Source organism: Frankia gtarii (assembly GCF_025403375.1).
GTDB classification, from domain to species: domain Bacteria; phylum Actinomycetota; class Actinomycetes; order Frankiales; family Frankiaceae; genus Frankia; species Frankia gtarii.
The window spans coordinates 1-17121 of sequence record NZ_JAMPTM010000140.1 but is presented as its reverse complement, the minus strand read 5'-3'; the positions used below and the strand labels follow the sequence as shown (position 1 = coordinate 17121).

The window sequence follows — 17121 nt, the reverse complement described above, 5'->3', positions numbered from 1 at the left end:
GCCGAGCTCCGCTCGGGGTCAGTGATCAGTTCGCCGATACGGTTCTGCGGCCGGGACCATGCGGGTCGGCTGTCGATGGCTCGCGAGGCTGGACGGGGTGCGGCGGCACGGAATTCGGGCTGCCCGGAGCGGGCGGTCCTCGCGCAGGTGAGCGGGTGAGGTGTTCGACGGGGAGGCGCGGGCGGATCGGGACCGTGCGTCGCCGCATCGGGCTCACCCTGCGGTGCGGTCGGCGGCCGGTCCGCCGGGAAGCTGGGCGCCAATCAGGGGACAGCAAAAAGAAGAGCCTGACGAGGGAAGCCGGCCCTGTCGCCGTCCTCGCCACCGGCGGGCAGGCCATCAGCGAGCTGGAGGTGCTGTTCTCTCGTCACCCGCTGGTGCACGGTCCCCCGCGGGGGACGCTCCCAGTACGACCGGCTGGCTGCCTGGGCACGGCCGCTGCGCGTGGCTCGGCTCGTCCAGGAGCGCGCCGGCCTTCTCGACGAGCGTGCGGATGGACGACCGGGCCGTGACGTGCCGGGCCCGGTCGGTCAGGGTGCGCGGGCCGGGGCTGGCGGCCGGGAGCGCCCGGTGAGCGTGCCCGGGACCTGTCGGGCGAGCGTCCGGTCTACTCGTCAGCGAGGAGGCGGAGCAGGCGGACGCCAGGGAAGTCGGTCGGCAGCGCCGGCAGGTGGAATGTGCTGGGCTCGTCGAAGATGGGCTGGCCGGATGGCCGGCGGGTGTAGGGAGCCCAGCCGTAGTCGACGCCGTCGTCGGCGTCGTAGGCGGTCCAGACCACGCTCTCCTGCTCGCCGTCGCGTAGCGGCCGGACGGAGAACGCGTGGGCCTGAAGACCGCCGGGGAGCATCTCGATGATCTGCGGGACGGCGAAGGTGAACCGGCGGGCGTGCAGGGTGCGGGCGAGGTCGGCGGCGCGGGTCTCGAAGTCGGCGCGGGCGTTCTCGCCGTGCACGTAGTCGTAATCGGAGAGGATCTGCCTACGGTCCCCGTCAAGGATGACGATCGCCGGGTAGTCGGTCATCCGGATGGACTGCTGCACGCGGTCCACGACGTCGGTCACCAGGGTCCAGGTGGCGTCGTTCATCGCGGCCTCCAGCGGGGTCCAGGAATACCGTTCCAGCTTTCCTTGGCGGTGGAACGGCGGTGGGGGGTGTAGCCGGCTCGTGGGCCTGTCCACGGTATGCGTCGGTGTACGTCCCGTGTCGCCACGACCCCGCCTATGATCATCTGTTGTGGTGCAGGTCCTGGCGGACGCGGACAATCTCGCGGCCCGGTGGATGACGGTGACGATGCGGATCGTCGGCGGCTACGGGTGCGCGGTGACGGCCGCGGGCGCGTCCGGGCGGCTGGCGGCGGTGCGCTGGCCGGCGGACAGCCGGCTGGTGGCCGCCGAGGGCTGGCAGCGCGCGGACCTCGCGCTCGCCGACGCCTACCGCAGCGACAGTCAGCCGCTGCTGCTGGTGACGGGCGACGGCGATTTCGCGTACCTCGCGAGCCGGCATCCCGGGCCGGTCGCGGTCGCCGGGGTGCTGGTCGCCCGTGCGCTACGGGAGGCCGCGACCGTGATCGATCTGGCCCGGGACGGCGCTGGTCCGCTGGTGCGATGGTTGGACCGGGTCAGCCTGGCCTGACACCGGCCGCGTGCCCCTGTGGGCGGTGCCGGCGGGGCGGTCAGGGGCGGGTGCGCCGTTGCAGGTTCTCGTCGAGCAGTGCACGCAGCAGGACGAGGCCGGGTCCGGCCCCGGGGTTCAGGGGAATCGAGAAGATGTAGTCCGACCCGTCGAACGCGTCGAAGACCGGCGTGCCGTCGCGCTTGCGCTGGTAGGGGACCATCCCAGACTCGTGGCCCTCCTCCTCGTCCCAGAGCACCCACAGGATTACGTGCATCTCGCCGTCGTCCTCCAGCAGCGGGCCACCGGTGTACGGGGAGCGCAGCCGGACTTCGTCGTCGCCGTCGATGACGACGGGCCTGCTGATCTGCGGAACGGCCAGGATGAGGCGTTCGAGATCGATACGGTTCGCCTCCTCGGCGACCTGCCGCTCGAACTCTTCCGCGCGGGCGGGGTCACGCAGGTAGGCCGAGTTGCTCAGCGTCCGCGAGGGCTCTCCTTCCAGGACCGCGATCGCGGGTTGGTCTCCTTTCGCCAGGGCTTCCTGGACCTCCTTGACGGTCATGTCGACCAGGACGTGGGATTCGAGGTTCATCAGCGGTGTCCTCTACGTGGCGCGGGCTCGCAGCGGCAGCCCGGTCCGGACGCCCGCGCGGGGCATGGCGGACCGGCCTTCGCCACCAGTCTGATCGCGCCAGGACGGTGGGCACCACACCGGGAGCGCCCTCACCACCCGTCGCCCTCGGGCCGTCCGTCACAGCCTTCCTACTCGTGTCGATGTCTGTCCCGGTACATCGCCGGAGCGCGCTGCCGTGATGGAGTCGTGCGCCCGAGCTGCTGCTTGCCCGGTCGTCACGTTCGTCCTCCATGGCGGAGTCGCCTCCTGCGCCGGTGGAAAGGCTGTCGCCGCCGGCGGCTCGCGCAGGGCGCCGATGCGCGCAGGACGAGGTCCGCGAGGTCGACGCGTCCGACGATCTCCCGGGTGGGCCAGTGGATCAGTAGTCCGCAGGTCAGGCAGCAGTAGTGGCCCCTCCACCAGGCCGAGCCCGGGTCGGTTTCCCTGCCCCGGTGGACCGGTGCGAATCCGCCGGCCGTCGGGCTGTTCCCGCATCGGCACAGCCAGGCGTCATCCGTTCCCACGCGCGCAATGTATTCACGCATGCTGGTTCTCTCTTCTCGTACAGATGTTCGAGGTGGGAGGTTGGTGTAGGCCGGCAGGAAGAGAAACGGCTGTCCCTGTCAGCGAGAAATGCGGCGGTTGTGCCGCCGCCCGCCGGCGGCCCTCGCGTGGCGGCAGCGGTGGGTCGAACAGCGCGGCGCTCGGCGGGCGGGTGGCCCAGGTGGTCGCGGACACCGCCCGCGGTTCAGTGGTCCCAGGGGTCGCGGCGAAGGTGGTCCCGGCGCGTGGCCCTGGCCTCGATGACGACGTCGGTCCAGGTGGCCCCGGCCGCTTCGACCTGCTCGGCGGTGGAGAGGACCGCGCTCGCGCGGGGGGACAGCGTCCAGCCGAGGTGGCCGAACAGGGCAAGAGCGCTGCGGTCTCCGACGGCGGAGGCGTGGACGGCGTCGATGCGCAGGTAGGCGGCCAGGTGGCCGAGCAGCCCGGTCGGGTAGCCGCGGTGGAACAGCGCGGTGGCCCGGGTTGGGCTGGTCATCTCGGTGGCGTGGCAGGCGGCGACGTGAGAGAGCACGGCCATCACGGCGGCGTCGCCGATGCGGGTGTCTTCCGGCTCGTCGTCCTCGACGGTGCGCAGGATCGCGGTGGTGACGGCGTGGCCCCAGGTCCAGCCCTGCAAGGTGAGCTGCTCAGCCTCGCTGGCGAGGGCGGCGGCCTTGGCGGTCAGCGGGTAGCCGAGTGCCCCGAGGACGTCGGCGACAGGTTCGAGGTTGAGCATGCTCGTCGGGTCGAGGTGGGTGTCCAGTCCGAACAGGACGTGGGCGTGTAGCCGGCGCGGCCAGCCGTCCCGGTCGAAGTACGGGTGAATAGGCAGAACGGCGAAGCGGAGGGCGACGGTGTCCTCGCCGTTGATGGTCAGGACGTGGCGGAGCCGGCCGAGTAGTTCGGCGAAGCCGATGAGGTGCGGGGTTGACGGCATGGCGGGGCGCTCCTTTGCGGGCGCAACACGGCGGACGGGCTGATCGGAGTGCGCGAGGCGATGGGGCCGGGTGCCGGCGCACCCACCGGTCGGACGGTGGGTGCGCGGGACCAGGGCGCGCCGACGGTGACGCACGTCGGCCCGCCGCGGGAGGCAGGTGCGGCGGGCCGACGTGTGTGGTCTTCCTGGTGCGGCTTGTTCTCGCCGGTGGAACGGGGCTGGTTGTCAGGTTCGGGGGTTGGGAGCGGCGCGCTCGGTGCTGGCCGCGTCGACCAGGCGGGCCAGGGTGCCGAGCACGTCGGCGGCGAACGCGGTGGCGCGCAGCCGTTCGGCGATGTGGAGGACCTCGCGGCGCTGGGTGATCGCGGCGGTCTGCCAGGTGTCGGTGAGGGTGTCGCCGACGCCGAGCACGACGTTCGGGCCGAGCTGCCACAGCACCGCGTTCGCGGCGGCGCAGGCAATCGCGACTTCGTCGACGTCGCCGCCGATCCACAGCATGGTGGCGGGATCGATGTGCTGGGCGCGTAGCGTCTGGGCGGCGGCGCGGAACAGCCCGCCGGTGCCGACCGCCGGGTCGATCACGGACTGGCCCGGCTCTACCGCGGTCATCAGGCCGGCGGTGAGGGCGTCGGCGATGTGGCCGGGGGTGTAGTACTGGCCAGCGGCCAGACGCGCGCCGTCGGCGCGCAGCTCGACGAGCAGCGGGCCGAACAGGTCGACGTCCCGGCGTCGTAGCGTGCCGGTCAGGTGCAGTTGTCCGGCGTCGAGCGCGGCGTGGGCGACGCGGCGGGCCGCGTCGATGGCGGCGTCGTCCGGCGGATCGGCGCCGAGCCAGGGCTCGACCAGGGGCCAGGCGGCGGGCAGGAGGTCGGGCCGCGCCCGCACGAAGATCGTCCATTGGAGTCGCGTAAACCGGCGGAACTGCTCGGTGTCCAGGCCGGCGATGAGATCGGCGGTGGCGGAGATCTGGCCCGGCGGTGGTGTGATCAGGGCGAGGGCGGCGACGGTGGACAGCGGAATCTGCGGTGAGGCTGCGTGGTTCGCGCGGTGCCAGGCACGCGCGACGGACTCCGCGAGGCTCGTCGCGTCAGGGGTGCCAGCGCCGGGCGGTCTGCGGGAAGTCGCGGGCATGCGCGATCACCTCCCTTCGCGGGATAGGAGCGGGGGACGGGGGCGATGCGGTGGGCGCGGGTCGCGCCGCGGCGGTCAGGAAGGGCCGTGCGTGCTCGCGGGCCGGGTCATGCGGAGAAAGGAAACCGGCCAGGTGATGGGGCGAATCCGTAGCGGTGTGCTGCCGGCGTAGGAGGCGGCGAGGGCGCCGTGGTCGGTGATGACCGTGTAGCCGGGTAGCCAGACGGCGAACCAGGGCTCGGCGGGCGCGCCGCGGCGGGCCGGCGAGTCGACCGGGCGGATCATCGTTGGGTCAAGTGCCTGTGGCGTGGTCCGGTAGTGGTCGAGACGTCCCCCGACCATCGGGCAGGCGGCGATGGTGTAGGCCGTGCAGGTCGGGTGGAGCGCGGGCTCGGCGGTGCACTGCCGAGGCAGGTCCGACAGACGCATCAGCAGCACCAGACGCTCGTCGTGGCGACGGCCGCACACGCCGCACAGCCGCCTCAGCAGCGCCTGGTCCTTGCGGTCGGCATCGACGGCACCGAACAGGTGGCGCCCGTCGCCTGTACGGGGAGTGATCCACGGGACGGCGAGGCCGCCAGCGGTCGGTAGGTGGGCCATGGACAGCGGAATCGCGGGTGGTGTCGGGTCGGTCATGATGTGTTTCCTGTTCGTGGGATTCCTCGCGCACACGGCGCGACCGACGCCCGGCGCGCGGCGATGAAGAACGGAAAGGCGGGCACGTGACGTCCCGGCGAAAGGGAAATCCGATTGCCCCCACCGGAGCGCGTTTCTGTCGGCGTGGGTGTCCGAGCTCGGCGCTGGGTGGAAGACGAGCTCGCCATCGTCCTCGCCGGCTTGGACGAAGCCGACTCGGAACTACGCGAGCTGGTGGGATGGACCGACAGCCAACTCGAAGAGCTGGTGGACGGGCTCGACGACCCGCTGCCGGATGAGGGGGACGCCCCGGTCGACGACTCCCCGAATCCTTGGGTGTGTGATCATCGAATGTGAGAGCGAGCAGGGGGAGCTGTTGCAACGGACGCCGGCTGCTCGCCGTCCTGCTCGATCACACTGACCTGTTGAGCGGTACCGAGGACGCGTCAGCGTCGCTCAGGACCGCGCCAGCGTCACGTGTTCGTGCTGTACCCCAGCGACGCGAACCAGCATCCGAGCACGTCGACGACGTCGCCGCCGTTCCAGTCGCCGGCACGCTTTTCGATCTCGGCCAGCTCCTCCCAGAGGCTGGTGATGGCCAGTCCCTCCGGGGTGGCCGGGTCGATCCGCAGCCCCTCCGGAACGGGCGGCGGCAGCGTGTCCGCAGGCGGAAGCGACAGGGCCGCGCTGGAGGGAAGTCCGTTCGCGACGCAGGCGTGCAGACCGTCGGCGACGGCCTCCTCGATGGGCAGCAGGTCCGCAGCGCCTTCCTGCGGATGCCAGTCCGCCAGCACGGTGTCGTCCGCCGCCATCACCAGGTTGAGCCCGGCGCGCGGACTACCGGCCTCGGTGTAGGTGATTTCGAGGTCGATCTGGGCCGCGGCAGTCAGGTCCACCCCGTTGGTCGTGGGGAACGTCCGGATCTGGTGAGCGACCAGCGCCAGCCGGGCGAACAAGTAGGCGTCCCGGGCGGTCGTCAACGCGTCCTCGCGGCGCTGCACCTCCCGCTGCCACGCCTGAAGGGTCGAGTCCCCCGGCGCGGCGTCGCTGTTGCTCACTGGTTGTCCTCCGTAGTGGTCGTGGTGGGGACGGTCGCGTCCGCGGGCAGGATGATCACGGGGTTATCGCCCTCGGGGCGCAAGCCGTACTCGGCCAGCGCGTCGAGAACGGCGTCGATCTCCTCGGCGATCTCCTCGGCGAGCGCAGCGGACGCATCGTCCGCGCTGTCGAGGTCCGCGAGCACCTGCCCGCCGGCACTGACGGCGCGCCGGACGTGGACGTGGACGCCGTCGTAGTCGTAGAAGGCGTGATCAACACCGATGGTGTCGGCGGCCGGGATCTTCGCCCGCACCGCGGCGGCGACCTCCGTCAGACGGAGGTCGAAGTAGTCATCACGGGCAGCCAGGAAGCGTGCCAGCACGGCGTCGACGTCCTGGGAGTGTGCGTGCGCTTCGTCAGCGGTCGGCATGGTCGGGCCTCTCGATCGTGGTGGTCGTGTAGGTGGGAAGCGGGATGTTCAGGGACGGCGGGCCGCCGGCCGGGTCGTTGCGGTGTGCACGCGCAGTCGCCTGAGCTGTTGCCCGGCCGCTTTCCAGCCGGTACCAGCCGCAGGTGCATCGCGCGATCGCCCAGTCGACGACAGCGGGCATCCGCTCCGACTCGATCCCGGCGGGGCTGATCATCATCCGGCCTCCGGTCGGGTGTCGCCGGGGCGGACGCGGCGCGTCACCTTGTCGTAGGGGATTCGGTCGTTCCAGTTCACGTGGTCACCGATGAGGGCCTTCACGGTCAACGACTTCGCGTTGACCCGGACCACCGTCGTGGAGATGACACCGAGGTACACGATGTCGCCGGCCTGGAAGTCGGGCGGGCCCCACACCTTCTCGCCGGCGGCCTCCCGTTCGGCGACATGCTTCTCCCAGTGGGCGATCTCGTCGGCGAGCTGGACGAGATCGGCCTGTCGGGCGTCGCGCCAGGCGGTCTCCTCCCACGTCAGCGGCCCGATGATCCGACCGGCCAGGTTCCGTTCGATCCGGCCGACCCGCGCCTTCAGCTCTTTGATCCGCCGCAGCGTCGTCGGCACGTCCTTGCGGCCGGTCTCGTACCGGGCGGCGGCCTGCGCTCGATTCGCGTGATAGTCCGCCCTGCCGGCCTCCTCGACGAAGGCGCGTTCGTGACTGTCGGCTCGCGCCAGATCCCGACGGTGCTTGCCCTCCGAGTGGTGCCCGGCGAGGACCGGCTGCCCGGGAGGCATACGGTCGCGGATCTGCCGGGCGGCGTTCCACCGGGCGTCCGATCGGCCCACCGCCCGGCCGGCCACATCGTCGTGATAGGTCGCCCGCTCCTCGGCCCGGTCGTAGCGCTCGCCCTCCGCCTCGGTGAACGCCCGCGGGGTCTCGTCTATCTCAATCGCGACGGTCCACAGACTGGCCCGCAGCGCCGTCACCGCCTTGCCGATCTTCCACAGGTCGGCGGCGCGGTCCCGGCTCCCCTGGATGTACCAGGCTCCGAGCGTGCGGGAGAACCGGAAATCCGGTTTGAGGATCATGTCGGCGCCGCCGCGGCGGGACGCGCCCGTGAGCACGGTGCCTTCCGGGCGGGTGTGCCGGATCGTCAGCGACCCTCGGCTCACCAGCACCGGCCCCCCGGTCTCCTCGTGCACGGCGCACGCCGCGGTGTCGATCACATGCATGTCCCGAGACCGGCCCGTGGTCGGCTCGCCCGGCCGGGTGGTGACCAGCCGTATGCAGCCGCAGTCCAGGGGCTGGGCCTCTTCGACCGTGAGTTCGTGCTCCCCGCGCAGGTTCGCCGTGTCGTCGCAGACGACCCGCATCGTGTAGCCCCTCCGCCATGCGGGGAGGGTGTGTGCCGATGGCAAGGTGGATGTCTCCTTTCAGAATGCGGGGCGCCAGCGGGAACGGTCACCGGGCACCACCGGGTAAAAGGAACTTGCGATGATCGTGTTCCGGTTCAGCGCTTCGTCTTTCGCGTCGACGACGAAGCCGCCGCCGGTCCAGCGCAGGCCGTCCGCGATCCGCTGATTGCGCGCCGGGTCCGGGCCGACAGCGGCCACGTACCACAGGAAAACCTCGGGCCGCGCCCGGTAGGCACGGTCGTAGCTGTCGACGACACGGTGTTCCTTCGGCCCTCCAGGCGGAAGGTCCGAGAGGATGACCGGCCCTGACCAGGTCATGGGGTGGTTCCCCCGCCGGGGTAGGCGCCCGCCGGCACGCGAATCGGCTTCCGGCCGGCCTTCACACGCCGCGGGTTGATCCGGTCCACGCAGGTCCGGCAGATCGGCCGCCACGGGTCGGTGTCAGCGGTGGGGCTCGTGTCGTCCTTGAAAGACGGCACCAGGTACGGGTTGAAGAGGAACGGCACCTCGCAGACACCGCAGGGGCCCAGGGCGATAACGAATGCGCCTAATTCGTCCATGCGCTTATACCTTTCGCAGAGTGCGACGAGAGGTCAGTCCGGATGCGGACAGCGACGTCCGCATCCGGACTGGTATCTGTCAGAGAATGCGGACCGGGCAGATCAGGCCGCGGAAACGCGCACCGATCTGCACATCCACAGGAAACTCCGCGCCGCGGAACCGCAGCAGGAGGCTCTGGTCCTGTTCGTCCAGGGCCACCCGCGACTTCCGGAAGCAGTCGAGAAGATCGGGATCGAAGGCGATCTCGTCGAGCGCCACCCGCTCGCCGGAGAACCCGAGTTCCCCGTCGACCTCGGGGAAGCGGCCTTCCGCCTCATCAATGAAGATCGGCCCGCGCGGCGTGCGCACCGTCAGACGGTGCAGCTCGCCGGCTCCCGGGATCACTTCCAGGTTGACCGGGGTGTGCGGCTTGCGGCGGGTGTCCGCCTTGACCTGGCGGATCAGCCGGGCGGCGTCCGCCTTCTCCAGCAGAAACCGCAGGCGGGGGTCTCGGGGGTGGACCTGCTGCACAACCACGGCGACCCCGAGGGTGTACTTGTTGGTCGCGACGGCTCGAAACGCGCCGTCGACGACGTCAAGGAGCACCGTGCCCAGGACCGGCAACGTCGGGTCGTTGGACGCGTGCGGCAGCGCCGCGCCGACGGACTGGTACAGCGCCCGCCTCGACCGTCAGCACCCGGGACCCGTGCGGGCCGGCCGGTGCCGTCACCACGAGGACACGCCGATGACGAGCTCGTCAGGCTCCAGCCGGCGGATGTCCGTCGGCTTGCGGAAGACGCGTGTCCGCTCGGAGCCGATCTCCACGCAGATGCCGTCCTCGTAGGCGTCGTCCTCGTCGCGGACACCCACGACACCCCAGTGCGGGAACGGCCACTCGGCGCGGGTGCGGTCCGCCGGGTCCATGCTCGTGAGCGCCAGGACGTCGCCGGGCTTCCACACCCGGTGGCTATGCTGCTTGATCTTGGGGCAGTGCAGCCGTCCACACCGCGGGGTCACCGGCGGCCGGACCGCCTCGCTGTAGAGGCCGATCTTCTCCCACAGGCTGTGATGCTCCTTCATGAGTTTCAGCCGTAGCAGGTCCTCGATCGCCCATCCGGCGAGCGCCGTCGATACCTCGGACAGCTCGCCGAACAGGACGGTCTCCGACGCCCGCATTTCGTCGTGTACCCGCCACACCACCGTGGTCGGGTCGTGCGCACGGCGTCCGAACTTCAGATAGTGAATGCCCACCAATACGCCTTTCCGTTGCGTACACAGGCCAGCACACGACTCCCGAACCAGGGCGCGGACAGCCGCTGCATGCTGGGGGATGGGGTGGTACGGTGCCCGAGGCACCCGCCCAATGTGGGTGGGCGGGCGCCCCGGGAATCCGGGCACGTCAGACGGTCAGCAGTTCCCGCGTGATGCGGAACGCCGCCGTCTTCAGCGGATCATTTTTGATCATCGACCGGATGACCCTGGCCTCGGCGGTGCTCGCCTTGCGGCCGTGGTCGGCGTACTCGGTGGCCGCCTGAATCCATCCGTAGGCCGTGCCGGCGACGTCCCGCGTCGTCTCCGACGTGTGAACCGGGTCAGGTGGTCGTCCTGGGCCAGTGGGCGCTGGTGCGCCCCGGCTCCGCCCGCCGAACCGGGCGGGTGCCCGGACCAGGGCGGGCGGTGGCATCGGCGCGGCGCCGGCGTCCGCGCGGTGGGAGGCGGCGCCGTCGGCGTCGGCGTCGGCTCACGGTCAGGTCGACGGTGATCGCGACGAGGGCGACCGCCGCGTAGGCGACGAGCATGGTGACGTCGTGCGCGGCGGTGACCCCCAGGAGCCACACCAGCAGCAGCGCGAACACCGAGAACCGCATCCGCCGACGGCGACGGCGACTCAGGTAGACCATCGGTAATCACGTTCCTTTCCGTATCCGGCCGGGAGGGAAAGCCCGGCAGAGGTGTGTGGGATGTCCCGCTCAGGATTCGGTGCGCCAGGAAAACGGGATGGTCGCAGTCGCGGTCGCCGCCTGTCTTGGTGGGGCTGCTGTAAACCTCTCCATCGTCGACCAGGACGGTGAGCGGTGGTTTCTTGTCGGCGAGTTTCAGGGTCACGACTGTGTCGATGTGGAGGCTGATTCAGCCGGTTTCATCGAGTAGGGTGGTGATGCGGAGGGGAAAGCTGCCAATATTTCCCGGTTCCCAGCTCGCGGCGAGATGCGGTGGCAGCGCGCCGTACATGTCGATCGTTCCGTAGTTCACGGATGAATCCCGCATCGGTTCTCCCTTCGAGGCGCGAAAACGTGTGTGGGACGTAGCGGCGCAGATCGAGAAACCGTGGAAAGATGCCGGTCGGTCGATTCAGTCCATGCGGATGGGCATGAGCAGGTGCTGGTATGGCGCAACGCTCGCCGTCTGCCCGCCGGAAGAGGTGAGCAGGACGGCTTTGGTGACCTCCGACTGCCCGCGGAACGTGACGGTGTCGCCCGGGAGCGCGGTGAGGGCGTTCCGGACGTAGGCGGCGTTGAACGCCCAGCGAACGGTCCCGTCCGTGAGCGAGGTCGTGGCGGGCAGGGTTGGGGCGCTGACCAGGCCGCCGTGCTCGGGAAGCAGCGGCGCCACCCGGACACCGTTCGGGGTGAGCGTCAGCGTCATGATCATGATGGGGCCGGTGGTGGTCGGGTGGGCGGCGAGGATCGCGAGGACCCGTGCCACGTGGGCCTGCACCGTGGCCCGGTCGAACGTGGCGGTGTGCTGGGCGTCGAGCGAGCCGAGCAGCTTGCGCCAGGGTGGGTAGGTGCCGCCGGTCTCGACCAGGCTCACCGTGGTTTGCCCGCAGGTGAAGGTGGCCCGGTTGGCGTCGCGCACGGATTCGGCGCGGCGGCGGCCGATCGCCACGGACTGGCCGGTCCACGTGTCGGCGCACGCGGCGAGGATCTTCCCGGGAAGGATCAGCTCCTGCCCGGCCGGGTCGATGCCGGTCGCGGGCAGGGAATCGATGGCGAGCCGGTACCGGTCGGTCGCGGCCAGGGTCGCCAGACCGGGAGCGAACGACAGGTGCACGCCGGTGAGAACCGGCAGGGTGTCGTCCCGTCCGGCCGCCGGCAGGACACGGTCCAGCGCGGCGCGGAAGGCGGCGCGGTCGAGGGTGGCGATCGGCGGCGCGGGCTGGCAGTCGCCGGGATGGTCCTCCGGCGGCAGGCCGGTCAGGGGGATGGTGTAGTCGCCGATCGTGACGGTGGGGGCGGCCGGGAAAGAGCCGTCGAGAAAGACGGGCAGGTCGTCGGTGTCGCGTCGGCGCTCTCCGCGGACCAGTGCCTTGCACATCTGCGTCAGCGCCCAGCCGTCCACCAGGAACCGGCCGGCAGACTGGGCGACGCCAGGCAGACGGACCGAGACGGTGGCCGTGTAGCTGGCGCCGGTGATGGTGAGGTTTCCGGCCGGATCGCCGGTGACCAGGACGGCGTTCCACGGCGGGCGGCTCTTGCGGTCGACGACCGAACCGACCGTGGCCAGCGCCGCGAGCAGGTCCCGGAACGGGACGACAGCGGTCGCACCCGCATCGGCGGCGGGCGGTGCGGTGACAGTCATGATGATCTCCCGCGTGGGATCGGGATCGTTCGGTCACGCGGGCGGCCCGGTGCGCGTCGGCGCGGACGTGCACCGGGCCGCCCGGCGAACCGGGGTCAGCGCTGCTCGGGCAGCAGCCGGAACACGATCTCGGTGCTGTCGACGTTCGCGGTCGTCGCCCATTCGTCGAGCAGCTCAGCGAGCAGCTCGACGAGCGCGTCGCGCTCGTCGTCGGCGGTCCCGGCGTCGGTGTTGACGGCGACCAGTCGGCCGCGGGGCTCACCGAGTTCGTCGTTGTAGACCTCGACATCGAGGTCCGTCGCCACAGGGCAGGCGGCCCGTGTCTCGGCCTCGATCTCGTCTTCCAGGACGATCCGCAACACGTCGCGGGCGTCGAGAAACGCCTCACGCGCCCGCTCGCGGGGCAACCGCGTGTCCGGAGGGGAGCACCGGCGCGCCCGAAGATGTCGCAGCGGGTCAAGGCGGCGGCGGCCGTCGCGGCTGCGTCGCATCCTCATCATGATCTCCTTTCCCGGGCGGGTAGGGCGGCGCTCGCCGGCTCAGCCGGTCACGTCGGGCGTGGTGTCGACCTCGGGCGGGGATGGCCGGTCGTCGCTGGTGAGGTCCACGTGCAGGTCCTCGCCAGCGGCGTCGGCGCGGCGCAGCTCGGCGAAGGTACGGTCGGCGAACGCCCGCAGACCGGTCTTCGCGTAGCGGGCCACGAACTCGTGCCGGCTCCATACCGGGTCGTTCCACCCGAACGACTCGACCAAAAAGTCCGTGTCGGTGAGGGTGGCGTTGCGCAGCTCGGCGTAGTAGCGCTTCCCGGTGCGGTCGTGCTGGACCTTCAGCTGGACGAGCAGCATTCCGGGATCGGAGCCTTCCTCGATCCGGCGGAGGGTCCACCGGTAGACCAGACGCCGGTCGGCGTCGTTCACCCGAATCGTCGGTTCGCGGTCGCTGATAAGGCTCATCGATGCTTCTCCTTTTTCGCTGATCTCCGATGTACGGGGCGGGTCGACGGTTAGAAGCGGTAGTCGTTGGCGTTGCCGTTGACGTCGACCACGAGGTGGGTGCCCTTCGGGTGGCCGATGTTTTCGATGCGGACGTGGACGATCGGTTCCTCGGGGTTCGGCTCGTCGTTGGTGTCGTCCGCTGCGACCAGCTGAACGTGGATCTGAACGCCGCTGATTTCCAGCGAGTAGACGTCGCTCGCCTCGGTGGTGTCGGGTCTGGCGCCGTGGACGCGGACGCGCGCATCGCGCACCGTGTGGATGGTCGGCCGAGGCGGGGCGGCATCCCCGCTGATCGCGTTGATCGGGTAGACGTCGCCCGCGTACACGTGGAAGACGTCCCTGGGCTCGATGCTGCCCTTGGAGATCTTGGGATTCAGGACGTGGTCGCCCGTGTAGACGACGGTCACTATTGGGTCACTGCTCGGGCCCGTGATCCCCTTGTCGTGGACCTCGCCCCGGTACCAGCTGCCCGCGACCAGGAACTTGACCGGGGTTCCCGGGACCAGAGCAGCGAACTGCTCGATGGTGAGAGAGCCGGGCCGGCTCGTCGCGTCGTCAAGCTCGTGGGCGTGCGTCGGTGCCTCGGTGAACCAGAGGAGGAAGCGCGCCAGCAGTTCGGCGGCCTCGGCGCTCGCGACCGGCATTTCGGCGAAGGCGTCGAGGTCCTCTGCGACGACCGTCAGCTTGCCAACGGAGATGCCGGGGTGTTCGAGCTTCCAGCTCGTGACCGCGAACGCCACGATGTCCGTGCTGGTCACTTCGACCACGTCGCCATGAGGGGTACGGCGGGTCAGCCGCGTGTGAACCAGGTACTGCACGTCTGAGGGCACGGGAACCTCCAGGCTTGGTGGTGCGGATCGCAGTGCCTGCGCACTCGCTTTGCCGGTAGGTGCGGCAGGAGGGCCCGCGTCGGGCACGAGTGCCGGCGCTCCGTGGGCGCAGTCGGCCAAGGAGAACGGAGGACGGCCCGGTCGGGCGCGGTCTCGTCCGGCATCGCGGACGGCGCGTCCTCTGTAGACGGTGGGCGCGCGTCGGACTAGCTGACGATCTCCCAGCCCCAGTCGTTGCCGCCGACGTAGTACAGGCCGTCCGGGGCGGGCTCGACGACGGTCGTGGAGCCCCAATGACCGCTGTGGACCGAGACGGTGCCGTCATCGCTGATGGTGATCGTGTCCGTCTCGTCGGCGGGCACGGTCGCGGCCAGCGCGGCGGTCTCGGCCGCCAGCTGGCGAACCTGGTCGAGGGTGAAGCCGGGAACGGCGAAGCCGTTCCAGCGGTCGTCGTTGGCCGGAACCTCGTACTCGGTGTAGACGCCGCTGATGGTGACGCGCATAGTGCGGGCAGCAGTCATGGTCGTGTCTCCCTGGTTCGAAGGGGCGTGTACGGCCACGGGTCCCGATCCCAGGCCGGGCCGGGGGTGCGGCTCCCGCGCCCCAGCCCAGTGCGGTGCGGGTGGGGTCAGGTGGGCACGCAGCAGCTCAACGGCACGCCATCCAGGTCGTAGGTGGTCTCCTTGAAGGGGACGACGAAACGCCTGTTACTCGGGGTGGAGCGCAGCCGATCGGTGGACCCGGCGTCGAGGATGACCATGGCATGCGTGCCGTCGATCCGGCCGATGGTGCCGGTCAGGCCGTCGAGGTAGCGGGGCTTGATGTTGGCGATCCGCACCAGCGTGCCGGTGGTCAGGGACGCGGTCCTGATCGCGGCGAGCGCGGCCCGCCGCTGCTTGACCGTCTCGGTGATGTGGGTCAGGTCCTGTTCGGTGGCGTGCGACAGGATGAAGTCGGTGGCGACGGCGAGCGTCGGGGGCGTGGGCATGTGGTGCCTTCCTGGTCATGGGAGGGGTAGGCGCACCGCCGGCCCGGGACGGGCCCGGCCGGCGGGTGTCCGAACGACGGCGGGCCGCCCGCCGTCACGGGCGAGAGCAGCCGGTACGGCGAGTGCTCAGGCGGCGGTCAGGTGGGCTCGGGTGACCGGGGCGGGTCGGTCGATGACGAACGTGCCGGGGTGCAGCGGGTACAGCTGTTCGTGCGGCATCGGCTCGCCCGGATGGGGCAGGTGCAGCAGCAGCCGGCCCGCGAGCGGACTGTCGGCGTCGTCGGGCACCCGCCGGATCGTGATCGTGAACGCGCCGCGCGGGTCGCCGGTCGACAGGCTCAGAGTGATCGCGTCGTCGGTCTCCTCGGTGCGGATGCCCGCGCTGTTGCACCACGACAGCGCCACCCGCTCGGGCGTGTGCGGCCCGGTGCCGTCCGCGTCCGGGTCATCCGGAAGGTAGGCGGGGCACTCGTGGTCGCCGTTGTCGTCGTCGAAGCCGCCGGGCGTCTCGACCAGGTCCGCCCCGCAGGCGGAACAGCGGAACTCGGTGTCAGTAGCGAAGATCAGCTCGACGGTGCTGTCCTCGTCCAGGCTGTTCACGGTCGTGCCGTCGACGGTCAGTCCGGCGAACATCGATACCCGGTCCTTTCCGGTCAGCTGTGCGGGCAGCGCATCGCCCCGCCCGACGGACGGGCCGTCGGGCGGGGCGATGCCAGGCGTGGGAGTCGGGTCAGACCGGCAGCAGGGTGCGCAGCGTGGCGAGCGTGTCGCCGTCGAGGCTGTCCGCCCCGCCGGTCACCGCGCGCAGCATGTTGCGTTCGGCGCGGGACGCGCCGCGGACGGTCTGCTCGTGGTGGGTGTAGGTGTTGACCGCCTGGAGCACACCCCAGCCGGTGTTCCGCCACGGAGAGACCCGCTCGTCGTGATCCCAGAGCCGGGACAGGGTGTCGCGGTGCTTCTCCGCGCTGGTCCGCGCCCGCCCCTTCTTCTCCGGCATCGGGGCGTGGGCGTCGAGGAACGCCGCCCACTGCCGGTCCGAGACGTCGAGCGCGCACAGCTCGGCGACCTCGGCGGCGAAGTCGTCGGCGATCGTGTGGACGATCGCGAGAGCCTCCCGGGCCTTGGCGAGCCGTAGGTGTGACTTGGCGGAGTGCTTGACCTTGGTCTGCTGGCCCTTCTCCCGCAGGCCGGCCGCCATCGTGTTGTCACAGACGACGTTGGTCACGATCCGCTTGTAGGTCGTGGACAGCGACCCGTCGAAGCTGGTGGTCGCCAGCAGGTTCGGCCGGAACGCGACCCCCTCCGGAGTCGTGATCGTGTCGGGTACCTCGACGCTCACCCAGGCGACCGCCCCGCCGCGCAGCAGCCCGGCCGAGCCGATCGCGAGATCGTCGTCGAGGAGCTGCCCGACGTTGTCGACCAGCCATTCCTGGTAGGGGTGGGGCTGGTAGCCGTCGCTGAAGATGCCCATCACGCTGCCGGTGTCGGACCGGATGATGGCCTTGCGGTCCGGGACGACGTCGATTCCCCCGGTGATGGGCGACTCGACGTAGATCGGCCGTTCGAGGGCCTGCCAGCCGAAAAGCCGGCGCTCGACGTCGTCGACCGGGATCGACCCTGGGTAGTGGTTGGTCTCGCCCTGCTGGTGGTCAGCGCGGTAGTGCCAGGCGTGGCCGCGCTTGTCGGTGAAGCCGATCAGCGTGTGCTGATTGAGCCAAGCCAGGGTTTCCTTCGACATCCGGGTTCCTTCCATCGAACGGCGGGAGTGGGCGGTCATGTCGGGGCATGCCGACGGGCCGCCGGGCGGCGTTCGGCGGCCCGTCGGCATGCGTGGGGGT

Annotated in this window: 24 protein-coding genes; 2 read left to right on the top strand and 22 right to left on the bottom strand. The window is 70.6% G+C overall.

All coding sequences use genetic code 11. The features are described from left to right. Window positions 1-607: 607 nt before the first annotated feature. Window positions 608-1084 carry a hypothetical protein gene (locus tag NBZ83_RS19410; RefSeq protein WP_055752587.1) on the bottom strand — a complete coding sequence of 159 codons (477 nt, stop codon included), beginning with the start codon at window positions 1082-1084 and terminating at the stop codon, window positions 608-610. A gap of 148 nt (window positions 1085-1232) precedes the next feature. Between NBZ83_RS19410 and NBZ83_RS19405 the strand changes: the two genes are divergently transcribed. Continuing rightward, complete coding sequence (locus tag NBZ83_RS19405; RefSeq protein ID WP_055752588.1) at window positions 1233-1631, top strand: PIN domain-containing protein; 399 nt, start codon at window positions 1233-1235, stop codon at window positions 1629-1631. Window positions 1632-1671: 40 nt separating this feature from the next. On the opposite strand, the gene NBZ83_RS19400 is transcribed toward NBZ83_RS19405, so the two are convergent. From NBZ83_RS19400 to NBZ83_RS19385, 4 genes are all read right to left on the bottom strand, one after another. Further along, the gene (locus tag NBZ83_RS19400) at window positions 1672-2205 is read right to left on the bottom strand and encodes a hypothetical protein (protein WP_055752589.1); all 534 of its coding nucleotides are present in this window, start codon (window positions 2203-2205) and stop codon (window positions 1672-1674) included. Between the two features lie 769 nt (window positions 2206-2974). Further along, window positions 2975-3706, bottom strand: a complete 732-nt coding sequence (locus NBZ83_RS19395; protein WP_256790349.1) for a hypothetical protein — start codon at window positions 3704-3706, stop codon at window positions 2975-2977. Window positions 3707-3931: 225 nt separating this feature from the next. After that, a complete protein-coding gene (locus tag NBZ83_RS19390) occupies window positions 3932-4837 on the bottom strand; it encodes an N-6 DNA methylase (RefSeq protein ID WP_055752591.1) in 906 nt (301 codons plus the stop codon). 75 nt (window positions 4838-4912) lie between these two features. Next, window positions 4913-5473, bottom strand: coding sequence for a hypothetical protein (locus NBZ83_RS19385; protein ID WP_256790350.1), 561 nt, complete (start codon window positions 5471-5473; stop codon window positions 4913-4915). 168 nt (window positions 5474-5641) lie between these two features. On the opposite strand from NBZ83_RS19385, the gene NBZ83_RS19380 reads away from it, so the two are divergent. Further along, a complete protein-coding gene (locus NBZ83_RS19380; protein ID WP_256790352.1) occupies window positions 5642-5830 on the top strand; it encodes a hypothetical protein in 189 nt (62 codons plus the stop codon). A 116-nt stretch (window positions 5831-5946) separates the two neighbouring features. Here NBZ83_RS19380 and NBZ83_RS19375 read toward each other — a convergent pair whose 3' ends face one another. The 17 genes from NBZ83_RS19375 to NBZ83_RS19295 form a co-directional block, all read right to left on the bottom strand. Then, window positions 5947-6531: a hypothetical protein gene (locus NBZ83_RS19375; RefSeq protein WP_055752594.1), complete on the bottom strand. Its 585-nt coding sequence runs from the start codon at window positions 6529-6531 to the stop codon at window positions 5947-5949. Next, a complete protein-coding gene (locus NBZ83_RS19370; RefSeq protein WP_055752595.1) occupies window positions 6528-6941 on the bottom strand; it encodes a hypothetical protein in 414 nt (137 codons plus the stop codon). The genes NBZ83_RS19375 and NBZ83_RS19370 overlap by 4 nt, the downstream gene beginning before the upstream one ends. After that, on the bottom strand, window positions 6928-7158 hold the full coding sequence (locus NBZ83_RS19365; protein ID WP_256790354.1) for a hypothetical protein: 231 nt from the start codon (window positions 7156-7158) through the stop codon (window positions 6928-6930). Before NBZ83_RS19365 ends, NBZ83_RS19370 begins: the two co-directional genes overlap by 14 nt. Further along, window positions 7155-8306, bottom strand: coding sequence for a DUF3560 domain-containing protein (locus NBZ83_RS19360; protein ID WP_261562001.1), 1152 nt, complete (start codon window positions 8304-8306; stop codon window positions 7155-7157). Before NBZ83_RS19360 ends, NBZ83_RS19365 begins: the two co-directional genes overlap by 4 nt. 60 nt (window positions 8307-8366) lie before the next feature. Then, window positions 8367-8780 carry a hypothetical protein gene (locus NBZ83_RS19355; protein ID WP_256790356.1) on the bottom strand — a complete coding sequence of 138 codons (414 nt, stop codon included), beginning with the start codon at window positions 8778-8780 and terminating at the stop codon, window positions 8367-8369. A 207-nt stretch (window positions 8781-8987) separates the two neighbouring features. Beyond that, on the bottom strand, window positions 8988-9512 hold the full coding sequence (locus NBZ83_RS19350; protein ID WP_055752600.1) for a hypothetical protein: 525 nt from the start codon (window positions 9510-9512) through the stop codon (window positions 8988-8990). A gap of 102 nt (window positions 9513-9614) precedes the next feature. Further along, the gene (locus tag NBZ83_RS19345) at window positions 9615-10139 is read right to left on the bottom strand and encodes a hypothetical protein (RefSeq protein WP_261562004.1); all 525 of its coding nucleotides are present in this window, start codon (window positions 10137-10139) and stop codon (window positions 9615-9617) included. A 341-nt stretch (window positions 10140-10480) separates the two neighbouring features. Further along, a complete protein-coding gene (locus tag NBZ83_RS19340) occupies window positions 10481-10789 on the bottom strand; it encodes a hypothetical protein (protein WP_055752602.1) in 309 nt (102 codons plus the stop codon). Between the two features lie 229 nt (window positions 10790-11018). After that, window positions 11019-11141: a hypothetical protein gene (locus NBZ83_RS19335; RefSeq protein ID WP_261575544.1), complete on the bottom strand. Its 123-nt coding sequence runs from the start codon at window positions 11139-11141 to the stop codon at window positions 11019-11021. Window positions 11142-11240: 99 nt separating this feature from the next. After that, entirely contained in the window at window positions 11241-12470 is a 1230-nt protein-coding gene (locus NBZ83_RS19330; RefSeq protein ID WP_256790368.1) for a DNA polymerase III subunit beta, read from the bottom strand. Between the two features lie 95 nt (window positions 12471-12565). Further along, window positions 12566-12967: a hypothetical protein gene (locus NBZ83_RS19325; protein WP_055752604.1), complete on the bottom strand. Its 402-nt coding sequence runs from the start codon at window positions 12965-12967 to the stop codon at window positions 12566-12568. A gap of 42 nt (window positions 12968-13009) precedes the next feature. Continuing rightward, window positions 13010-13423 carry a hypothetical protein gene (locus tag NBZ83_RS19320; RefSeq protein ID WP_055752605.1) on the bottom strand — a complete coding sequence of 138 codons (414 nt, stop codon included), beginning with the start codon at window positions 13421-13423 and terminating at the stop codon, window positions 13010-13012. A 50-nt stretch (window positions 13424-13473) separates the two neighbouring features. Further along, window positions 13474-14223, bottom strand: coding sequence for a hypothetical protein (locus NBZ83_RS19315; RefSeq protein ID WP_256790366.1), 750 nt, complete (start codon window positions 14221-14223; stop codon window positions 13474-13476). Window positions 14224-14501: 278 nt separating this feature from the next. Then, the gene (locus NBZ83_RS19310) at window positions 14502-14816 is read right to left on the bottom strand and encodes a hypothetical protein (protein ID WP_055752607.1); all 315 of its coding nucleotides are present in this window, start codon (window positions 14814-14816) and stop codon (window positions 14502-14504) included. A gap of 107 nt (window positions 14817-14923) precedes the next feature. Beyond that, window positions 14924-15283 (bottom strand): hypothetical protein, encoded by a 360-nt coding sequence (locus NBZ83_RS19305; protein WP_256790365.1) that lies wholly within the window; start codon window positions 15281-15283, stop codon window positions 14924-14926. Between the two features lie 126 nt (window positions 15284-15409). Next, window positions 15410-15916 (bottom strand): hypothetical protein, encoded by a 507-nt coding sequence (locus NBZ83_RS19300; RefSeq protein ID WP_055752609.1) that lies wholly within the window; start codon window positions 15914-15916, stop codon window positions 15410-15412. A gap of 97 nt (window positions 15917-16013) precedes the next feature. Next, on the bottom strand, window positions 16014-17021 hold the full coding sequence (locus NBZ83_RS19295; protein ID WP_256790364.1) for a DUF932 domain-containing protein: 1008 nt from the start codon (window positions 17019-17021) through the stop codon (window positions 16014-16016). Window positions 17022-17121 lie beyond the last annotated feature (100 nt).